This is a genomic window from Veillonella sp. T11011-6 (assembly GCF_002959755.1).
In the GTDB taxonomy this organism is placed as follows: Bacteria; Bacillota; Negativicutes; order Veillonellales; family Veillonellaceae; genus Veillonella.
The window spans coordinates 157,789-176,042 of sequence record NZ_PPCW01000004.1; the positions used below are offsets into that span (position 1 = coordinate 157,789).

The 18,254-nt window shown below is 39.8% G+C and carries 20 protein-coding genes and 3 tRNA genes; 5 read left to right on the plus strand and 18 right to left on the minus strand.

Annotated features, from left to right (window positions below; all coding sequences use genetic code 11):
• Positions 1 to 23: 23 nt before the first annotated feature.
• From sdaAA to hcp, 3 genes are all read right to left on the minus strand, one after another.
• Positions 24 to 896, minus strand: coding sequence for an L-serine ammonia-lyase, iron-sulfur-dependent, subunit alpha (sdaAA, locus tag VRHSUH10_RS05405; protein ID WP_105090033.1), 873 nt, complete (start codon positions 894 to 896; stop codon positions 24 to 26).
• Positions 897 to 907: 11 nt separating this feature from the next.
• Positions 908 to 1,570 carry an L-serine ammonia-lyase, iron-sulfur-dependent subunit beta gene (gene sdaAB / locus VRHSUH10_RS05410; protein WP_005385446.1) on the minus strand — a complete coding sequence of 221 codons (663 nt, stop codon included), beginning with the start codon at positions 1,568 to 1,570 and terminating at the stop codon, positions 908 to 910.
• 295 nt (positions 1,571 to 1,865) lie between these two features.
• Complete coding sequence (gene hcp / locus VRHSUH10_RS05415) at positions 1,866 to 3,431, minus strand: hydroxylamine reductase (RefSeq protein WP_105089717.1); 1,566 nt, start codon at positions 3,429 to 3,431, stop codon at positions 1,866 to 1,868.
• Positions 3,432 to 3,706: 275 nt separating this feature from the next.
• Here hcp and VRHSUH10_RS05420 point away from each other — a divergent pair, with 275 nt between their 5' ends.
• Complete coding sequence (locus VRHSUH10_RS05420) at positions 3,707 to 4,432, plus strand: Crp/Fnr family transcriptional regulator (RefSeq protein ID WP_105089718.1); 726 nt, start codon at positions 3,707 to 3,709, stop codon at positions 4,430 to 4,432.
• A 125-nt stretch (positions 4,433 to 4,557) separates the two neighbouring features.
• On the opposite strand, the gene VRHSUH10_RS05425 is transcribed toward VRHSUH10_RS05420, so the two are convergent.
• The 4 genes from VRHSUH10_RS05425 to VRHSUH10_RS05440 form a co-directional block, all read right to left on the minus strand.
• Positions 4,558 to 6,399: an LPO_1073/Vpar_1526 family protein gene (locus VRHSUH10_RS05425; protein WP_105089719.1), complete on the minus strand. Its 1,842-nt coding sequence runs from the start codon at positions 6,397 to 6,399 to the stop codon at positions 4,558 to 4,560.
• A 9-nt stretch (positions 6,400 to 6,408) separates the two neighbouring features.
• Positions 6,409 to 6,960 carry a TIGR01440 family protein gene (locus tag VRHSUH10_RS05430; protein ID WP_105089720.1) on the minus strand — a complete coding sequence of 184 codons (552 nt, stop codon included), beginning with the start codon at positions 6,958 to 6,960 and terminating at the stop codon, positions 6,409 to 6,411.
• A 265-nt stretch (positions 6,961 to 7,225) separates the two neighbouring features.
• Complete coding sequence (locus tag VRHSUH10_RS05435; protein WP_005385442.1) at positions 7,226 to 7,786, minus strand: Fe-S-containing hydro-lyase; 561 nt, start codon at positions 7,784 to 7,786, stop codon at positions 7,226 to 7,228.
• Between the two features lie 19 nt (positions 7,787 to 7,805).
• Positions 7,806 to 8,648, minus strand: a complete 843-nt coding sequence (locus tag VRHSUH10_RS05440) for a fumarate hydratase (protein ID WP_039968967.1) — start codon at positions 8,646 to 8,648, stop codon at positions 7,806 to 7,808.
• A gap of 742 nt (positions 8,649 to 9,390) precedes the next feature.
• On the opposite strand from VRHSUH10_RS05440, the gene VRHSUH10_RS05445 reads away from it, so the two are divergent.
• The 4 genes from VRHSUH10_RS05445 (at position 9,391) to VRHSUH10_RS05460 (ending at position 10,640) form a co-directional block, all read left to right on the plus strand.
• Positions 9,391 to 9,466, plus strand: a tRNA-Asn gene (locus VRHSUH10_RS05445).
• A gap of 4 nt (positions 9,467 to 9,470) precedes the next feature.
• A tRNA-Glu gene (locus VRHSUH10_RS05450) sits at positions 9,471 to 9,545 on the plus strand.
• Positions 9,546 to 9,548: 3 nt separating this feature from the next.
• A tRNA-Val gene (locus VRHSUH10_RS05455) sits at positions 9,549 to 9,624 on the plus strand.
• Between the two features lie 107 nt (positions 9,625 to 9,731).
• Positions 9,732 to 10,640, plus strand: a complete 909-nt coding sequence (locus tag VRHSUH10_RS05460) for a hypothetical protein (RefSeq protein WP_105089721.1) — start codon at positions 9,732 to 9,734, stop codon at positions 10,638 to 10,640.
• Positions 10,641 to 10,711: 71 nt separating this feature from the next.
• Here VRHSUH10_RS05460 and VRHSUH10_RS05465 read toward each other — a convergent pair whose 3' ends face one another.
• From VRHSUH10_RS05465 to VRHSUH10_RS05515, 11 genes are all read right to left on the minus strand, one after another.
• Positions 10,712 to 11,068 carry a hypothetical protein gene (locus VRHSUH10_RS05465; protein WP_105089722.1) on the minus strand — a complete coding sequence of 119 codons (357 nt, stop codon included), beginning with the start codon at positions 11,066 to 11,068 and terminating at the stop codon, positions 10,712 to 10,714.
• 148 nt (positions 11,069 to 11,216) lie between these two features.
• Entirely contained in the window at positions 11,217 to 11,624 is a 408-nt protein-coding gene (atpC, locus tag VRHSUH10_RS05470) for an ATP synthase F1 subunit epsilon (protein WP_105089723.1), read from the minus strand.
• A gap of 3 nt (positions 11,625 to 11,627) precedes the next feature.
• Entirely contained in the window at positions 11,628 to 13,052 is a 1,425-nt protein-coding gene (gene atpD / locus VRHSUH10_RS05475) for a F0F1 ATP synthase subunit beta (RefSeq protein WP_060924365.1), read from the minus strand.
• 18 nt (positions 13,053 to 13,070) lie between these two features.
• Complete coding sequence (gene atpG / locus VRHSUH10_RS05480) at positions 13,071 to 13,925, minus strand: ATP synthase F1 subunit gamma (RefSeq protein ID WP_060924366.1); 855 nt, start codon at positions 13,923 to 13,925, stop codon at positions 13,071 to 13,073.
• A gap of 3 nt (positions 13,926 to 13,928) precedes the next feature.
• Positions 13,929 to 15,467, minus strand: coding sequence for a F0F1 ATP synthase subunit alpha (atpA, locus tag VRHSUH10_RS05485; protein ID WP_105089724.1), 1,539 nt, complete (start codon positions 15,465 to 15,467; stop codon positions 13,929 to 13,931).
• Positions 15,468 to 15,483: 16 nt separating this feature from the next.
• A complete protein-coding gene (atpH, locus tag VRHSUH10_RS05490; RefSeq protein ID WP_105089725.1) occupies positions 15,484 to 16,035 on the minus strand; it encodes an ATP synthase F1 subunit delta in 552 nt (183 codons plus the stop codon).
• A gap of 4 nt (positions 16,036 to 16,039) precedes the next feature.
• Complete coding sequence (gene atpF, locus VRHSUH10_RS05495) at positions 16,040 to 16,537, minus strand: F0F1 ATP synthase subunit B (protein ID WP_105089726.1); 498 nt, start codon at positions 16,535 to 16,537, stop codon at positions 16,040 to 16,042.
• Between the two features lie 18 nt (positions 16,538 to 16,555).
• A complete protein-coding gene (atpE, locus tag VRHSUH10_RS05500) occupies positions 16,556 to 16,783 on the minus strand; it encodes a F0F1 ATP synthase subunit C (protein ID WP_004695064.1) in 228 nt (75 codons plus the stop codon).
• Positions 16,784 to 16,806: 23 nt separating this feature from the next.
• On the minus strand, positions 16,807 to 17,505 hold the full coding sequence (atpB, locus tag VRHSUH10_RS05505; protein ID WP_005385425.1) for a F0F1 ATP synthase subunit A: 699 nt from the start codon (positions 17,503 to 17,505) through the stop codon (positions 16,807 to 16,809).
• A 174-nt stretch (positions 17,506 to 17,679) separates the two neighbouring features.
• Positions 17,680 to 18,048 (minus strand): hypothetical protein, encoded by a 369-nt coding sequence (locus VRHSUH10_RS05510; RefSeq protein WP_005385424.1) that lies wholly within the window; start codon positions 18,046 to 18,048, stop codon positions 17,680 to 17,682.
• 10 nt (positions 18,049 to 18,058) lie between these two features.
• A complete protein-coding gene (locus VRHSUH10_RS05515; protein WP_105089727.1) occupies positions 18,059 to 18,253 on the minus strand; it encodes an AtpZ/AtpI family protein in 195 nt (64 codons plus the stop codon).
• Position 18,254: the final 1 nt, after the last annotated feature.

The following is an 18,254-nucleotide window of genomic DNA, read 5'->3' on the forward strand; positions in this document are numbered from 1 at the left end:
GAAAGCATGAAAAAAGTGCAATCCTATAAGGATTGCACTCGTTCTGCAATAGCTGTACCCGTCGGTGTTACCGCAAGGCCGCCATCACTTGTTTCACGCAATGCTGCTGGCATAGCGCGACCGATATTATTCATTGCTTCAATAACTTCATCTGGTGGAATTTGACTTTCAATATTCATCAACGCCAATTCAGATGCCGTAATAGCATGAACTGCATAGAAACCATTACGTTTAACGCACGGCACCTCTACAAGCCCTGCTACTGGATCACAAGCGAGGCCTAATAAGTTTTTCATACACAATGCGATAGCATGTCCTACTTGACGTGGTGTACCACCCATCATTTCTACAATGGCACCGGCAGCCATACAAGCGGCCGTACCAATTTCTGCTTGGCATCCACCAACGGCACCGGCCACACAAGCGCGATTCGCTACGACATTGCCAATGCCAGAGGCAGCCAAGAAACCTTTTACTACAGTGGCTCTATCTAACTTGTAATGATCAGCTACGGCTTTCACAGCACCAGGCATAACACCACAAGATCCTGCAGTAGGACAAGCAACAATGCGGAACATTTTAGCATTCGCTTCGTTTACAGCAATAGCATAGGTCATTGCCTTATACGCAATATCACTCATAAATCTTGGAGTTTGACCGTTAAGCTGTGCCGCCTGACCACCGGACATACCAGAGGCCGTTTTCTCCGCATAATCTATACCATCTTGAATAGAACCTTCAAAGATATCTAAACGATGCTCTATTTCACGAATAACCGCTTCTTCACTGCGGTCATAATTTTCTAATTCATAACGCAGCACTACTTCGCCAAAGGAAATGTTATTTTCCTCAGCTAAGCGAATAATATCTGCAATTGTATCGTATGCATAACTCATCATTCGCCCTCCTATAACGCTTCAAAGGTCATCACATCTTGAATGCCTGGACACTCGCGCATAAACTGAACGGTAATTGGATTTACTACTGTATCGGTAGTAATGACCATCACTGCATCCTTGTGCTTACCCTTACGGAATACACGCATCGTTGCAATATTAATATCAGACTCACTCAATGCTTGGCTCACCAAAGAGATGGCGCCAGGTCTATCTTCATGGAATACAACAAGAGTAAACTCATCGCCAGTAATAGACATATCATTGCCATCTACTTCGGTAATCATAATTTGACCGCCACCAAGAGATCGACCAATCACAGTCATATGACGATTATGTTCATCGTACATATCAAAACGAACTACATTAGGATGACCTACATCAAGAGGAGACTCGATAAAGTTATACTCCATGCCCTCTTTTTCAGCTAATTTATGAGCAACACGAATATTCGTATCATCCTCTTTAAAACCTAATAAGCCCCCAATCAAGGCACGGTCTGTACCATGGCCTTTATAGGTCTTAGCAAAAGAGCCATATAAGGTTAAATCTACCTTTTTAGGTGTGGAACGGAAAATGCACCGCGCCATCTTACCTAGCCGCGCAGCACCCGCTGTATGCGAACTAGACGGGCCAATCATAACAGGCCCTATAATATCAAAAATACTATTCATACACGCCTCTATATACACATAAATAATGTGAGAAAATTCTTACTTTACCTATAGTATAACAATCGATATTGATCAATGTCTATATGCACATTAGCAGTATTTTTGTACACATACGGAGGACTAAGTTGTAGATACAAAACAGGGCCCCATCAATATACAGCCACTAACAGATAGCTTTCACAAAATAGTAAAAAACGCACCTTAGGCAAACCTAAGGTGCGTTATTTATAACAACAGTCCTAAATCATAAAAGAGAGGGGAAGTAGGACTGTAGTTAATAAGTTAATGGATCCTATTAGCCCAAGATAGCTTTCATGTCAGCTTCTGGAGTTGTAATTGGATGTAATTGGAATTTTTCTACCAAAATGTTCAATACATTGCTGGAGAAGAATTTAGGCAAGGAAGGTCCGATGTAGATGTTGCGGATACCCAATGCCAACAATGTTAACAAGATACATACCGCTTTTTGTTCGTACCAGGACAATACCAATGTTAATGGCAAGTCGTTTACGTCACATTCAAATGCACCAGCCAAAGCTACTGCTACTTGAATAGCGGAGTAAGCATCGTTACATTGACCCATATCAAGGATACGAGGGATACCACCGATTTCACCGATGTTAAGGTCGTTGAAGCGGAATTTACCACAAGCCAATGTTAATACTACAGTATCATCTGGAGTTTGTTTTACGAATTCTGTGTAGTAGTTACGGCCTACTTTAGCACCGTCGCAACCACCAACTAAGAAGAAGTGTTTAATTGCGCCAGCTTTTACAGCGTCGATTACTTTATCAGCAATGCCCAATACTGTGCCATGACCGAAACCAGTAGTTACTTCGTGACCACCGTTGATACCAGTGAATTCTTGAGCTTCTTTGTAGCCGCCCAATTCGATTGCACGGTTAATAACAGCGGAGAAGTCTTTTGTACCATCTTCTTTTTCTTCTACGTGTGCACAGCCATCGAAACCTACCATATCTGTAGTGAAGATATTAGCTTTATAGTTTTCTTTTGGTGGCATAATGCAGTTTGTAGTGAACAAGAACGCGCCAGGAACGTCAACGAATTCTTTTTGTTGGTTTTGCCATGCAGTACCGAAGTTACCTTTCAATTGAGGATGTTTTTTCAATTCAGGGTAAGCGTGGCAAGGTAACATTTCACCATGAGTATAGATGTTTACGCCTTTACCATCAGTTTGTTCCAACAATTGGTTCAAGTCGTGAAGGTCATGACCAGTTACAACGATGAAAGGACCTGGTTCTACAGTCAAAGGTACTGTAGTTGGTACTGGAGTACCATATGTTTCAGTGTTAGCTTTATCAAGAATAGCCATGCATTTCAAGTTGATTTGGCCAAATTCCATCAACAAGTTCAACCATTCTTCAGCGCTATGGTCTTTAGCGAATTCTACCATGCCTTTGATGAACCAAGCATCAACTTCTGGATCATGGAAACCAAGGCGTGCAGCATGCCATGCATAAGCAGCCATACCACGCATACCTAACAATAATGTGGAACGAAGGGATACGATATCTTCTTCACCTTTCCACAATTGTTCCCAATCGAAGTTTTGAGCTGCGCTATCGATTTTTGCATGATAAGCGTTTACTTCATCGATGAATTCTTGAACGCGTTCTTCAGAGAAGTTTACGTTTGTTACACACATGAACAAACCACGCATTAAATAGTCAACGCCTTCTTTAGTTTGGCCTTTTACGTCTAAAGCGCGTGCTAAACCAACTAAAGCAGCAGTTAATTCGTCTTGTAAATTAGCAACTGGTGCAGTTTTACCACATACACCTTGTACAGTACAGCCGCCTGGTGCTGCAGATTGTTCGCATTGATAACAGAACATGCTCATTTAAAAATCCTCCTTTGCGAGACTTTCTCGCATTCAAGCTAGATAATATAAAACCTATACATTACACTGATGAATTATCAGGTGTCTGATTGATTACATTTGAAAGTATAACGTAAAGGTGATACAATTTCTGTAGCTTGGGCAACAAATAAAAAAACTTTTCAAAAAATTTTACCTGACTCCCCTTGTGGAACAGGTAGGTCATTTGACCTTCTACTATTATTATACAATAATCATTTTAATTTACTATAGACTTCGTCACACCGGAGGTGCTCATGAAGCAAATACTTTCAAACGATATTATCAACCAATATCTACCTACTCTTATACACTGTCCTCTATTCAAGAAATTAGGTGAGCCTGAATTAAGAGGCTATTTACATAATGCAAAGGTTATTGTACATAGCTATAAGAAAAACGATTTCATTGCCCTCTCTGGGGATCCTATGGAAGGTATCGGTGTTATTCTTGAAGGCAGTGCCTTGCTCACACGTGAAAATGTAATGGGCCAACGGGTCATCATGGCAAACCTTGAACAATCCGATATTTTTGGTGAAGCATTGCTATTTAGTAAACAACCACTATGGCCTGCTACTATTAAGGCTACAAAGGTAACCAAGATTATGTTCATCCCTCTCGAAACATTTATCGATACATTGCCAGATTGCCAACAATGCCAAACTAAAATCTTATCTAACCTATTAGAGGATTTATCTGAAAAGGCCATCCTTTTAACAAGAAAGGTTCATTACCTAACACTTAAAGGGATGCGCGAAAAGATTTTTGCATACTTAACAGATATTTATAAACGCCAACAATCTACAACAATTCATCTACCGCATAACCGCGAGCAAATGGCAGAGGTGCTAAACGTATCACGCACAGCACTTAGTCGTGAGCTCGGTCGACTTCGCGATGAAGGTATTATCGATATTACAGGTCGTACTGTAACGTTAAAAGATATTGAAGGAATTGAAGAATTTGGTTTTAATAGTTTCTAACATGTAACCAAATCGTCATTTCTAATAAATAATACAATTATTCGTTCTAACATATAATCAAACGAAAAAGGTCTCCCTAGATCATCTAGGGAGACCTTTTATAGTTTAATTATTTTCTTTGGTTATTAGAACCAATGAGATAAATCGAATTCTTCACCAATAGTTGCTTTCACATGAGCTCGGCCTAAGTAAAGACCTAGTAAGGTTAAGCTGATTTTAGACATCGGCGTATGATCAAATACATCCGCCAAATCTAATAGAACTGGAGAAATATCATCCATAATATCACGTGCTTCTTGACCTCTGAAAGCAGTCGGTTTACTCTTCATAAGCGCAATGAGATCACGTTGAACCATAGAATCAGAAATGCGAGTTTGTCTAAAGAAACGAGGTGCTAAAGACTCGTCAACCAATGCCAATTTATAAAGATTAGAGTTCAAGCTACGCACCACATAGCGTGGATCGACGCCATGACCATCAGTAGCACGGAAGAGTTCCTCCTTGGAGAAGCCACGATAGTTAAACACAAATGGATAGGAATTGGATAACACTTGAGCTAATGTAATTGGTTCACGTTCCTCTTGCGTACAGCGTAAGTAATCTAGCTGACGATAGAAAGAATTGTTTTGAGGCAAATCAGAAATGAATGGCTCAATATATTTTTCTACATAATGTTGGAAGTGAATCAATCCATAGTTATTAGAGTTTCTAGAGTATTGTAATAATAGGGTCAATGCCATGACTTGGAAATGACCTAGCGTTAAATGTGGCAATACGCGTAATGCATCAAAGGCTACAAGGTACGGAGTACTAGACTTAGGTGATTGTACTACATCCAGGAATGCACCTAACGCAGCGGATTTCATCCACTCTGTATTCGTAGCGGCATACGCCTTTTGCATACTCATTAATGCTTCTTGAATAACAATATTGTCTAGAAGCGCATTAACTTCAGCTAACTTGGTAATATTAAGAGCTGCTAACGCATCTCTTGTAATAGATTCCACATAATGTTGTGTATCGCCATGTAATACACCAAAAGCATGAACAAATGGTGCAATCGCCAACTCAACACATTTATCTTCATGTGCTGCTTTAGCCCATTGCCCTGTAGGTACCTCTTCTTCAACCATACTAGCTGCCGCCAATTGCGCCTCTATTTCAGAAGCGTCAAACAAGCGTGTTTCATCCAATACAGATGGACCTTCTGCTGTTTGTACCTCATCAGCACCACCAATCATTTGCGTAACATCTAAATTCTCAGCTTCATCAGCTTCTAATGCTTCTACAGATTCGCCCATAGCAATCGTATCCTCTACGGAATTAGCACGATTACGAAGTTCATCTGTTACGGCATCGAGAACAATGGTCTTATCCATCAATGGAGTAGCATTATGTTCAACATTTTGAAGTCTATTATCTAAAACTGCCGGCATTACAATAGTTTCATCCATACTAGGTGTTATTGGACTAGATACTGGCACCTCTTGGGAAGCAGATTCTTGTTGGATAGATTCACCAGAAACAGTTGAATCTTGAACAGGTTCCTGTTCTTCCAAGATTGGTTTAACAGACTCTGTCTGAGTTGACTCTGCTTGATGACCTAAGGCTAATGAATATCCTGTAGAGGAATTTTCAACATGTAATTGATTCCCATCTCGTCGATTATAGGATGTATCTTCATGATCCACCATAGATTCAGAAGCTTCGGAATCCTTATTGTCATCCATAATGGAGGCTGTATATACATTGGTTCCACCTTCATGTGTAACCGTTACATCCCCAACCTTGGATTCATTAACCGATTTTTCTTTATGATGTTCATCATTAGTCTTAGTAACAGATCTATCACGATGCTCATGATTCGCTTGGCTTTCACCATCATTACGATTAAAAACGGCGTAACAAATAGCAAAAAATCCGAGCGCCACAACGGCTAATACAAAATACGGTATTACGTTTGACATACTAACCCCCTACATCAACGCTTCATTATATGCAGCACGTTCACCACCAATGCTCTTAGGTCGAACACGACAAGCTGTTACATGGGCCCCACCAATTTCTTTAATGCTGAGGCGCACTGGTACGGTAACATGTTTCATATGCATGCCTATAAAAGTATCCCCAATATCGATACCAGCATCAGCTTGAATAAATTCAACCATCACTGGATCTTCAAAACGTTCATAAGCAGTAACAGCCATAGCTCCACCTGCATGACGTTGAGGCACTACATTAACCTCTTCCTCCCATGTTACCGCGCTACGTTCCATAACAAGCGCACGGTTAATATGTTCGCAGCATTGAACAGCTAAATTAAGGCCTTTAGCTTTAACTGCTTTATATATCTCATCAAATAAGACCTGAGCCACATCAATGTGGGAATCAGTACCTATTTTCTTACCCATAACTTCGCTAGTGGAACAGCCCACAACGAATAATTGACCTTCTCGAACCTTTGCCAAATCGAGTAATTCAGCCATCGCTGTGCGCACTGACTGACGAATAGTTTCTACAGAAGTCATGATATCGCCTCACTCACTTTGAATGTATAAATCTATATGTATATTATCACAAAATGGACAGAATCGGTAGACTTTACTCTACGCAATACAAGTGAACATTACATAAGACTATAGTAATTATAAAAGTAGTTTTATTTATTACTATCATACTAATAAACAATGTAATAATCATTAAATATATACATTTACAGTGATACATATAGATTTTCTACAAATAAAAAGAGGCTTGCAAATGCAAGCCTCTTTTAATCACTCAACGGTGATATTAGATTTTTCTGTAAGGTTTTTGACCTTGTTCGTAGAAGTTGTTACCTTCAGTATCGCCAACTACGATGCAAGGGAAATCTTCAACTGTCAATTCAGCCAAAGCTTCTGGACCAAGTTCACCATAAGCAAGTACTTCGTATTTTTTGATGGATTTTGCAATCAATGCTGCAGCGCCACCAACTGCTGCGAAGTATGTGCAACCATTTTTCTTCATGGATTCAACTACTGCTGGTTTACGGGAACCTTTACCGATCATGCCTTTGATACCTTGATCAAGCATTGTTGGTGTGTAAGCGTCCATACGACCAGAAGTTGTAGGACCAGCGGAACCAATTGGGTCACCAGGTTTTGCAGGTGTTGGGCCAAGGTAGTAAACGAATTTGTTAGTCCAATCGATTGGTAATTTTTCACCGCGTGCTAAAGCTTCAGTCATAACTTTATGAGCAGCGTCACGAGCGGAGTAAATTTTGCCAGTGATAAGTACGCTATCACCAACTTTTAATTTACGGGAAAACTCTTCATTATATTCTTCAGTATTAATGCGAATTGTTTCAGCCATTGTAATTACCTCCTACCGATTAAAGTACTACGTGTTTATGACGAGCAGCATGACACATAATAGTAACAGCAACAGGAAGGCCGGCGATATGAGTTGCACCCCATTCGATGTTTACACCGATACAAGTTGTTGTGCCGCCCAATTGTGGACCGATACCAGTTTTGTTAACCATTTCCAAAATTTCTTCTTCCAATTTTGCATACTCAGGATCTTTGTGAGGAGTGCTAATATCGCGAAGCAAAGCTTTTTTGGACATAACAGCTGCTTGGTCCATAGTACCACCAATACCTACGCCAAGTACGATTGGAGGGCATGGGTTAGGGCCAGCATGTTTTACGATTTCAAGAACTGCATTTTTAACGCCTTCAACGCCATCTGCAGGTACCAACATAGCTACGTCAGATTTGTTTTCGGAACCGAAACCTTTAAGTTCTACGTTGATTTCTACTTTATCGCCAGGAACGATATCGATGTAAATGATTGCAGGTGTATTGTTTTGAGTGTTTTTACGGTTGAACAATGGTTCTGCTACAACGGATTTACGAAGGTAACCTTCTACATAGCCTTGAGCAACACCTTCATTGATAGCTTCTTTAAGATCGCCACCAACAAAATGTACGTCTTGACCTACTTCTAAGAATACCAATGTCATACCAGTATCTTGGCAGTATGGACGATCTTCAGCATCAGCAATTTCTGCATTTTTGATGATTTGATCGAGAACGATGCAACCAACTGGAGACTCTTCTGTTTCACGGCCTTTTTTCAAGCCTTCATAGATGTCTTTTGGCAAGTGGTAAGCTGCGTCCATACACATTTGACGGACTGTTTTTGTGATTTCAGATACTTGAATCTCGCGCAAGATAATCCCTCCTCAGGAACATAGTTGAATATTAATTCTAATTACCGTGAGATAACTTTTTTCTCTCAAGTACAATGAGATATATGTATCTCATATACATCGAGATTAACTCTATGCATCAATCGTAACACACAATATACAGGCTTTCAACGGCTCAACTATACAGTTTTCTCAATGCTTTTTCATATTTTGAGAATAATTTTCATGAATATTGTTGTATATATTTCGGCATGTCACCATCACTTTTTTACCGTTTCCCGCATCCCAAAAATCGCTTCAGCGATGTGATAAAAGTCATAGTTAATCATAGGTTAAAAGTATTTTTATACTCTATATCACAATCGACTTTTAGAGGTAAGAATTAGGTTAAAAGTACCTTATAAATGCAGAGTATATCTAAGATGATGAATACACTTTTAAGCTACTTGATATTACTTTTCAAATAAAAGGTTTAAACTTTTTTACAATGCATATGTATACCGATTATATTCAATATACTTATATTGCTAACTCTTAAGAAAATATACATTATGAATCCCCTATAAATATAGGAATTATCTATGTTTATTCATCTCTATAGATTATATTAATTTTAATGACTTACTTATCACTATTTTTGATAAGCTATTTTTTGTATAAAGTTATGTGTTTTAGTCATAATTAACGCCTTTTGATTTATAGTAATTTTAAAAAAAACGCTTGCTTTTATAATTAATCTAACATATAATAACAATCGTACCATTCCTCGATAGCTCAGTTGGTAGAGCAATCGGCTGTTAACCGATCGGTCGTAGGTTCGAGTCCTACTCGAGGAGCCATTCTGGCCCGTTGGTCAAGCGGTTAAGACACCGCCCTTTCACGGCGGTATCCCGGGTTCGATTCCCGGACGGGTCACCACATGGACGATTAGCTCAGCTGGGAGAGCGCCTGCCTTACAAGCAGGATGTCGGCAGTTCGATCCTGTCATCGTCCACCAGACCAAGAAGCAAGCATAAAGCTTGCTTCTTTTTTTTGTATATGTGATATAATAGTACCAGTTGTTTTGTTTGTAAATTTTAAAGAGTTTTATTAAGAGGAGGAACTATGTTTCGTAAATTCGGACGCTATAAACGTTCGCTACTTACAGTACTAGGTGTACTATTGGCATCTACACTTGCTACAGCAAGTGCGGCCACAATTAATATGAGTCAATTAACATCCAATAGGGCTCAACCGGTTGTTATTAACTCTGTGCAATCTAATGTAGATACAACTACACCTACATTACAATCCGATAATAATGGTCAACCTATTTTAAAGGTTGCCAACACACCTGTTTCTACTCCAGTTGTAGGAACCCCTGAAAAAGCGACGATCAATACATCTAATTCTAATTATGATGGTCACTTAGAAAACTTCCCTAGTCGCAAGGTAACAATCGTAGTACCTGCCAAGTTGCGCAATGAAAACACAGCACAATTGGGTCGTTATATGACTGATCGCCTATCTAACACACTTAAATATCCGTACTACGACACAGCAATCGTAAGTACTAATACGCCAACAGCAGAAATTAGAGCTGTTGACCTTGCACAAATTGCATCTGCACAAAACTCTGAAATTGTTATCATGCCTGTACCATTGCAAGACGTATACGTACAAATCAATGGTGTAAATAGCCCATACGCATATAATAATGATGATCGTGAAATGTACATTGCAGCAAAGGTAAATGCATTGTTATATTACTACGATGTGAATGACCAAGTTATTCACACTGTACGCAGTGGATTCAATCAAACAGATGATTCCTTGACAATGCCAACACATAAGGCTGTATGGAATAAAGTTATGACTGTATTACTTGATAAATTACCGTATAAACGTATTCCAACAGACCGTGACCGCTATCAAGCACCTGGCATCAACTCTGAATCTCCAGTTGTACTTGACTTCCAAGTAGAACAACCTAGAAATACTGCTTACTCCTTAAAAGGTGTTAGTGTATTATAAGAGACAATAAAAAAGACCGTTAAGCAATTGCTTAACGGTCTTTTTGTATTCACCTATTAACGATACATAACTTAGTGAATCAAGCCGATTAATCTAAGTTGATGCTCTGTAAAACCAGCATTTCTTAAAAGTGCAGTAAATGAACTACGGAAGGAATCAGATAAATCGCTTACGTAATAAATTGAATCATCATCTTTTGCACTTGCTGTACTTGTATTAGTAGTCACAGCATATTTAGCATTATCAGCTTCATTTTGTTTAACCATGTTAGCTCTAAAAGCATCATTTGTAGGAGTTTCTACTGGTGGACGAACCGAGTCAGTATATTTATAACCATAAGATGCGTCTACATGTGTTCCTAGTGTAGATGCACCAAAACAGCATGCTAATACAGCAAAAGCAATGAAAGATTTTTTTGATACGTTCATTAGAAAACCTCCAAATTAACACAATAAGTCATTAAATTTAAATGACAAATTTTAGTATAAGCAGATGACCTTAATGTTAGATGAGTGTTTCCTATAAACAAAATGAAATTCTATAGAAAAAGGCTAGCCCTATGGCTAGCCTTTTACTTTATAGTTGTTTAGTTACATGCAAGCGCAATAATGCACGTTGCAATGCTGCTTCTGCGCGTTCTACATCGATATCTGGTGTAGGATTAGATAACCGGCCTTCTGCACGTTCTTTAGCTCGACGAGCACGTTCCACATCAATAGATGATGGATCTTGGCAATCTGGAGTTACAATACTCACCTTATTATGTTCAATTTCACAGAAGCCACCAAATACGGCAAGTTCACGAGATGTTCCATCTGGTTGATCTATGCGTAATGGCGCTAAATCTAATGCGATAATCATAGGTGCATGATTTGGCAAAACACCAAATTGACCATCGATGGCTTTGCCTACAAAGAATGTAGACTTGCCTTCAAAGACAATCGCATCAGGTGTGATGATCTGTAGGGACATAGGTTCCGCCATGGATTATTCCCCCTTCTCTTGCATTTCCTTTGCTTTTTGAACGGCTTCATCAATGGTACCAACCATGTAGAATGCACCTTCCGGTAAATCGTCATGTTTACCATCAAGGATTTCTCTAAAGCCTCTCAATGTTTCGGACAATGGTACGTATTTACCAGGAGAACCTGTAAATACTTCGGCTACGAAGAATGGTTGACTCAAGAAACGTTGAATCTTACGAGCGCGAGATACAGTCAATTTATCTTCGTCAGACAATTCTTCCATACCAAGGATTGCGATAATATCTTGAAGATCGCGATATTTTTGCAATACTTCTTGTACGCCACGAGCTACTGCATAGTGTTCTTCGCCAAGTACATGTGGGTCCAAAATACGGCTTGTAGAATCGAGTGGATCCACCGCTGGATAAATACCAAGTTCCGCAATGGAACGAGACAATACTGTTGTTGCATCCAAGTGAGCGAATGTCGCTGCTGGAGCAGGGTCAGTCAAGTCATCGGCTGGTACATATACAGCTTGTACGGAAGTAATGGAACCTTCTTTTGTAGATGTAATACGTTCTTGTAAAGCACCTACGTCATTAGCCAATGTAGGTTGGTAACCTACGGCAGATGGCATACGACCTAAGAGGGCAGATACTTCAGAACCCGCTTGGATAAAGCGGAAGATGTTATCGATAAACAAGAGCACGTCTTGTTTCTTCACGTCACGGAAGTATTCAGCCATTGTAAGGCCTGTAAGACCTACGCGCATACGAGCCCCAGGTGGCTCATTCATTTGGCCATATACGAGGGCCGTTTTATTGATAACGCCGGATTCTTTCATTTCATTCCACAAGTCGTTACCTTCACGAGTACGTTCGCCTACGCCGGAGAATACGGAGTAACCACCGTGCTCTGTAGCAACATTGTGAATCAATTCCATGATCAATACGGTTTTACCTACACCAGCACCACCGAAAAGACCGATTTTACCACCTTTTACATATGGAGCGATAAGGTCAACAACCTTAATACCTGTTTCCAAGATTTGTGTATCTGGAGAAAGGTCATCAAATTTAGGTGCTGGACGATGAATAGGCCATTTTTCGTCAGCTACAACTGGAGCTGGATCATGGTCCACAGTTTCACCCAGTACGTTAAAGATACGACCCAATACACCTTCACCTACAGGAACGGCAATTGCAGCACCAGTATCTTCAGCATCCATATTACGGGTCATACCGTCAGTAGAGCTCATCGCAACGCAACGTACAGTATCATCACCTAAGTGTTGCATAACCTCTACTACAATTTTTTGTCTATCATGTGCCTTATGATCATGGTAGATGTTGATGGCGTTGTAGATGCTTGGCAAATGACCAGCATCGAAGCGCACGTCTACAACTGGGCCAATGACCTGCACAACTTTACCAATATTATTACTCATCGACAGATGTCTCCTTATTTATTGCAAGGCATTAGCGCCACCAACGATTTCAGAAATTTCGTTTGTAATGCTAGATTGACGTAACTTGTTATATTCAAGCCCCAAGGAATCAATGAGTTCCCCTGCATTGTCTGTAGCAGATGTCATGGCTGTCATGCGAGCACCAAGTTCACTTGCTGCAGATTGCAACAATCCATTATAAACAGTAATTTCTAAATATTTTGGTAGCAACGCCTCCAAGACAGATACAGCGGAAGGCATAAAGTCATATTCTTCCCCTTTTACCTCATCTTGTGGTTGCTCTATTGGCAACAAGCGCTCAGCCTGTGCAATTTGCGTCATAGAATTTACAAAACGTGTATAGATCATGATGACTTCGTCAACTTCATGACGTTCGTATAGTGAAAGTGCTTCATGCATAATGGCACGCGCATGTTCATAGGAAGGTTTATCAGAGAAGCCCGCATAGGACTTATCGATATGAATTCCTCTGGATTTCATGCTGTCTCTTGGCTTTTTACCAGCCGTGATAACACGATATGTATCGGAAGATTTGCCATGCAATTGCTCCATAGCAAATTTCAATACATTAGACGAGAATGCCCCTGCAAGGCCCTTATCAGCACCTATTACTATATAGCACGTACGCTTTATAGGACGTACCTCTAGTAAAGGACTGCTAAAGCCTTCTAAATCACTATTAGACATATGACGCAAGATTTGCCCAATTTTTTCTGCGTAAGGACGTGTAGATTCCGCTTTTGTTTGTGCCCTACGAAGACGAGCTGAAGCAACCATCTTCATCGCTTTTGTAATTTGTTGCGTATTGGTAACACTTTTTATGCGTTTTCGCAAATCTTGTGCACTAGCCATACATTACGCCTCCTTATGAGACACTAATGTATGCGTAGAACCAAATGCTTCTACACATTCTGGGATTGCTTGCTTCAATAGATTTTCAGTATCTTCATCAATTTTCTTAGACGTTTCAATATTCGTGATAATTTCAGGATAGTTAGCTTTTATAAAACGTAAAAGTTCAGCTTCAAATGATAATACATCATCTACTTGAATATTAGCTAAGTATCCTTTTGTACCAGCGTAAAGATTGATAACCATTTCTGCTACGCTCATAGGTTCATATTGACCTTGTTTTAACATTTCAGTCAAACGTTCACCGCGGTCTAATTGTGCTTTAGTAGCCGCATCAAGATCAGAACCGAACTGTGCGAAGGCTGCCAATTCACGATATTGTGCAAGGTCCAAACGCAATTGGCCTGCTACTTGTTTCATCGCTTTAGTTTGTGCACTACCACCTACACGGGATACGGACAAACCTACGTCAACAGCTGGACGGATACCAGAGTAGAACATATCTGTCCCCAAGAAAATTTGACCATCAGTGATGGAGATTACGTTTGTTGGGATGTATGCAGATACGTCACCCGCTTGTGTTTCAATGATTGGCAACGCTGTAATAGAACCACCGCCAAGTTCTGGTGAAAGTTTAGCAGCACGTTCTAATAGGCGGCTGTGTAAGTAGAATACGTCGCCTGGATACGCTTCACGCCCTGGTGGACGGCGTAATAATAGAGACATAGCACGGTAAGCAGCTGCTTGCTTAGTTAAGTCATCATATACGCAAAGTACATGTTTGCCTTTGTACATGAAGTATTCACCCATAGCAACCCCTGCATACGGAGCAATGTATTGTAATGGAGCACCTGTAGAAGCACTAGCAGAAACGACGATTGTATAATCCAACGCACCTGTTTCTTCTAATTTTTGTACTACACGAGCTACGGTAGATTCTTTTTGACCAATAGCTACATAGATACAAATAACATCTTTACCTTTTTGGTTGATGATTGTATCAAGAGCGATTGCAGTTTTACCAGTACCACGGTCACCAATGATGAGCTCACGTTGGCCACGGCCAATTGGTACCATTGCATCAATGGCTTTCAAACCAGTTTGCAAAGGTTCATTTACGGATTGACGATCCGCAATACCAGGAGCTGGATGTTCTACAGGACGACGTTCTGTCGCTTGAATAGCACCCTTACCATCGATAGGCTGACCCAACGGATTTACTACACGACCAATAAGTGCATCACCTACTGGTACGTCCATAATTTTGCCAGTACGGCGTACTTGGTCACCTTCTTTAATCAAGAAGTCATCACCCAATAGTACGGCACCAACATTATCTAATTCTAAGTTCAAAACCAAGCCATATACGCCGTGTGGTAACTCTAACAACTCACCGGCCATGGCTCTTTCAAGACCATAAATATGGGCGATGCCATCCCCTACGTCGAGAACAGTACCCACGTCATCGACATTGAGGTCAACATCATAGTCCTGAATCTGCTGTTTAATTATAGCAGTGATTTCTTCAGGCTTCATTTTCATATATACCCATTCACCCCTATCTAATAGAGTTCGTTCTTAATAAAGATTTTTCTAATTCTTGCAAGCGACGAGATACAGAGCCATCAATGCGTTTATCCCCTACTTGAATGATAATACCACCCATAATGGAAGGATCTTGACGCACGGATAGAATAACATCTTTGCCCGTTACCTCTCGTAATTTAGCTTGTACAGATGCTTCTATATCAGCTGTGATTGGTTCTGCTACAGTGACAGTAGCTTCTAGAATACCACGAGCTTCGCGTGATTTCTTAATAAATGCCGCAATAGTCTGCTTTATATAGCGATCACGACCACGTTTAATCATCACATAAATAAAATGCAAAGCAACCTTATCGAGACTAGATTCAAAAATTTTACCAATCAGCTTAATCTTTGCATCTTCTGTAACAGTTGGATTTTCAAGGAATGAGCTTAATTCAGGTTGCTCATCCATTACAGATGCTACATAGCCTAATTGCTCCTCCATGAGATCCAACTTATTTTGTTCTTGAGCTAATTCAAACATAGCTGAACTGTATTTATCTGCTACAATTTCTATGCTCATCGTATCACAACCCTATCGTTTTACTATCAAGTTGACGAATAGCGTCTTCGATCAATTTCGTATTAGTTTCGCTGTTCATATCTTTAGCAACAACTTTACCAGCCATAGCTACAGATAAGGAAACAACTTCATTGCGCAAGCTGTTCATAGCACGATCACGTTCAATGGCAATATCTTGACGAGCACGATTTTTTTCTTGTTCAATTTGCTCGCGAGCTGTTGCTAATTGTTCACGTGTTGTATTTTCTGCTTCTTGAATTGCTTTTTCAACAATTTTTTGTGCCTCTACACGAGCATTAGAAATTTGAGCTGCATAATCAGCTTTAAATTCCTCTGCTTCTGCACGAGCTTTTTCTGCAGCTTCTAAGTCTTTAGCAATTCGTTCTTTACGTTCTGTCATCATAGCCAATAATGGTTTATATGCAAAACGAGCCAATAGCCAAACTAATATAAAAAAGTTCAACATTTGAGCAAGAATCGTTCCAAGGCTTAAGTCAACCAAGGTTATTCCTCCTCGTTATTATCTGAATAACAAAATAAATGCTACTACTACACCGATGATAGGCATCGCTTCGATCAAACCAATCGCTACGAACATTGTAGACATCAATTGACCACGTAATTCTGGTTGGCGTGTAATACCTTCGATTACTTTGCTAGATACAAGACCATCACCGATACCTGCACCAATGGCACCACAACCTACTGCGATTGCTGCTGCTAATGCGAATAAACCTTGAGCTTCCATAATATATCCTCCATATAAAATAATTAATGTTCCTCACTAAGAGCCATCCCCAAGTAGGAGGCAGTAAGAACTGTGAAAATAAAGGCTTGAATAATACCGATAAATAAACTAAAAGCAATCCAAACCCATGGTACAGGTACAAACCAAGGCAAGTTATACAATACTTCTAACAAAATTTCACCAGCTACGATATTGCCGAATAGACGGAAAGCAAGTGTAACTGGTTTTGCAATTTCCTCAAAAATATTAAGGATTAGCAAAGCCTTATAAGGTTGTACAAAATGATTGAAATAGGATAAGCCTTTAACTTTAATCCCCATAACCCATACCACTAATGTGCTACATAGAGCTAATGCAATTGTAGTATTAATATCGGATGTTGGTGATGTTAAAGCCTTAAACGTTGGCATTAAACCCAGTTCGTTCCCTACAAAAATAAATAAGAAAAACGTAAATAACAAGGAACTTACCATCGGCCAATGACGACCCAAGTTCGGAGCTAGCTGCCCCTCTAAGCCTTCTAATATAGCTTCCACTATATTTTGCAAGCCTACAGGCACCAATTTACGTCCTCGGGTGGCCAATACTGTTACCAGTATTACAATAGCCATAGTAACCCATGTAGCAATCAAGGTATCAATATTAAATGTTAACCCCAACCACTGCACGACCTCATGGTGTCCCGCATGTAATTCCACGTTCTCAACCCCTTCCATAGTCATAATAAAAACCTTATATATTTACAATTAATATAAATATATTATATATGTATCATCATACATCGTTATAGATATATAATCAACACTTACAAGGTAAACAATTCCAATTACTCATAATCACATTGTGTATAATGCATTATCGGTATACACCTATCATTCTTACTGCTACTTACGGGGTCAGAAATGCCGACTAAGCCACCAATACACCACATATAATGCCGGTTGTATGAGTGCAATACCTATAAACATGCTAACAGCTTCAACACCAGGTATTTTTAATCCTAAGACGACCAAAGAGCCTACTAACATAAGACGCCATATCATCTGCCTGCGAGCTTTACGTACGGCTTTATAAGGGTCTCCTGACACAATAGATTGTCCATGCAAAGCCAAACTAAGCAAGTAGAGTACCATTATAAAAATGCCCCAAAGCCATCCCCATAGATACACTTCTAAGCCACATAAAACTTGTATTATACCGCCTAAAAAGGCAATAAAAAAACAAGTTAGTAGCACACGCACTATGAATTTAATATATTGATTCATATATACCTCACTACTTAACTTGTTTATATAACATATAAAAGCCTGTTATAGCTCCAATAAGACCAAATATAACCATACATAATGGTTCAGTTCTAAACCAACCATCTAGTATATATCCAATCCCAATAAAGCCACCTATACAGAAAACGAGTGTGAGCCCCGCTGATGTTGCCATGGCGAGGGCTTTCACAAGGTCCTTATCCATA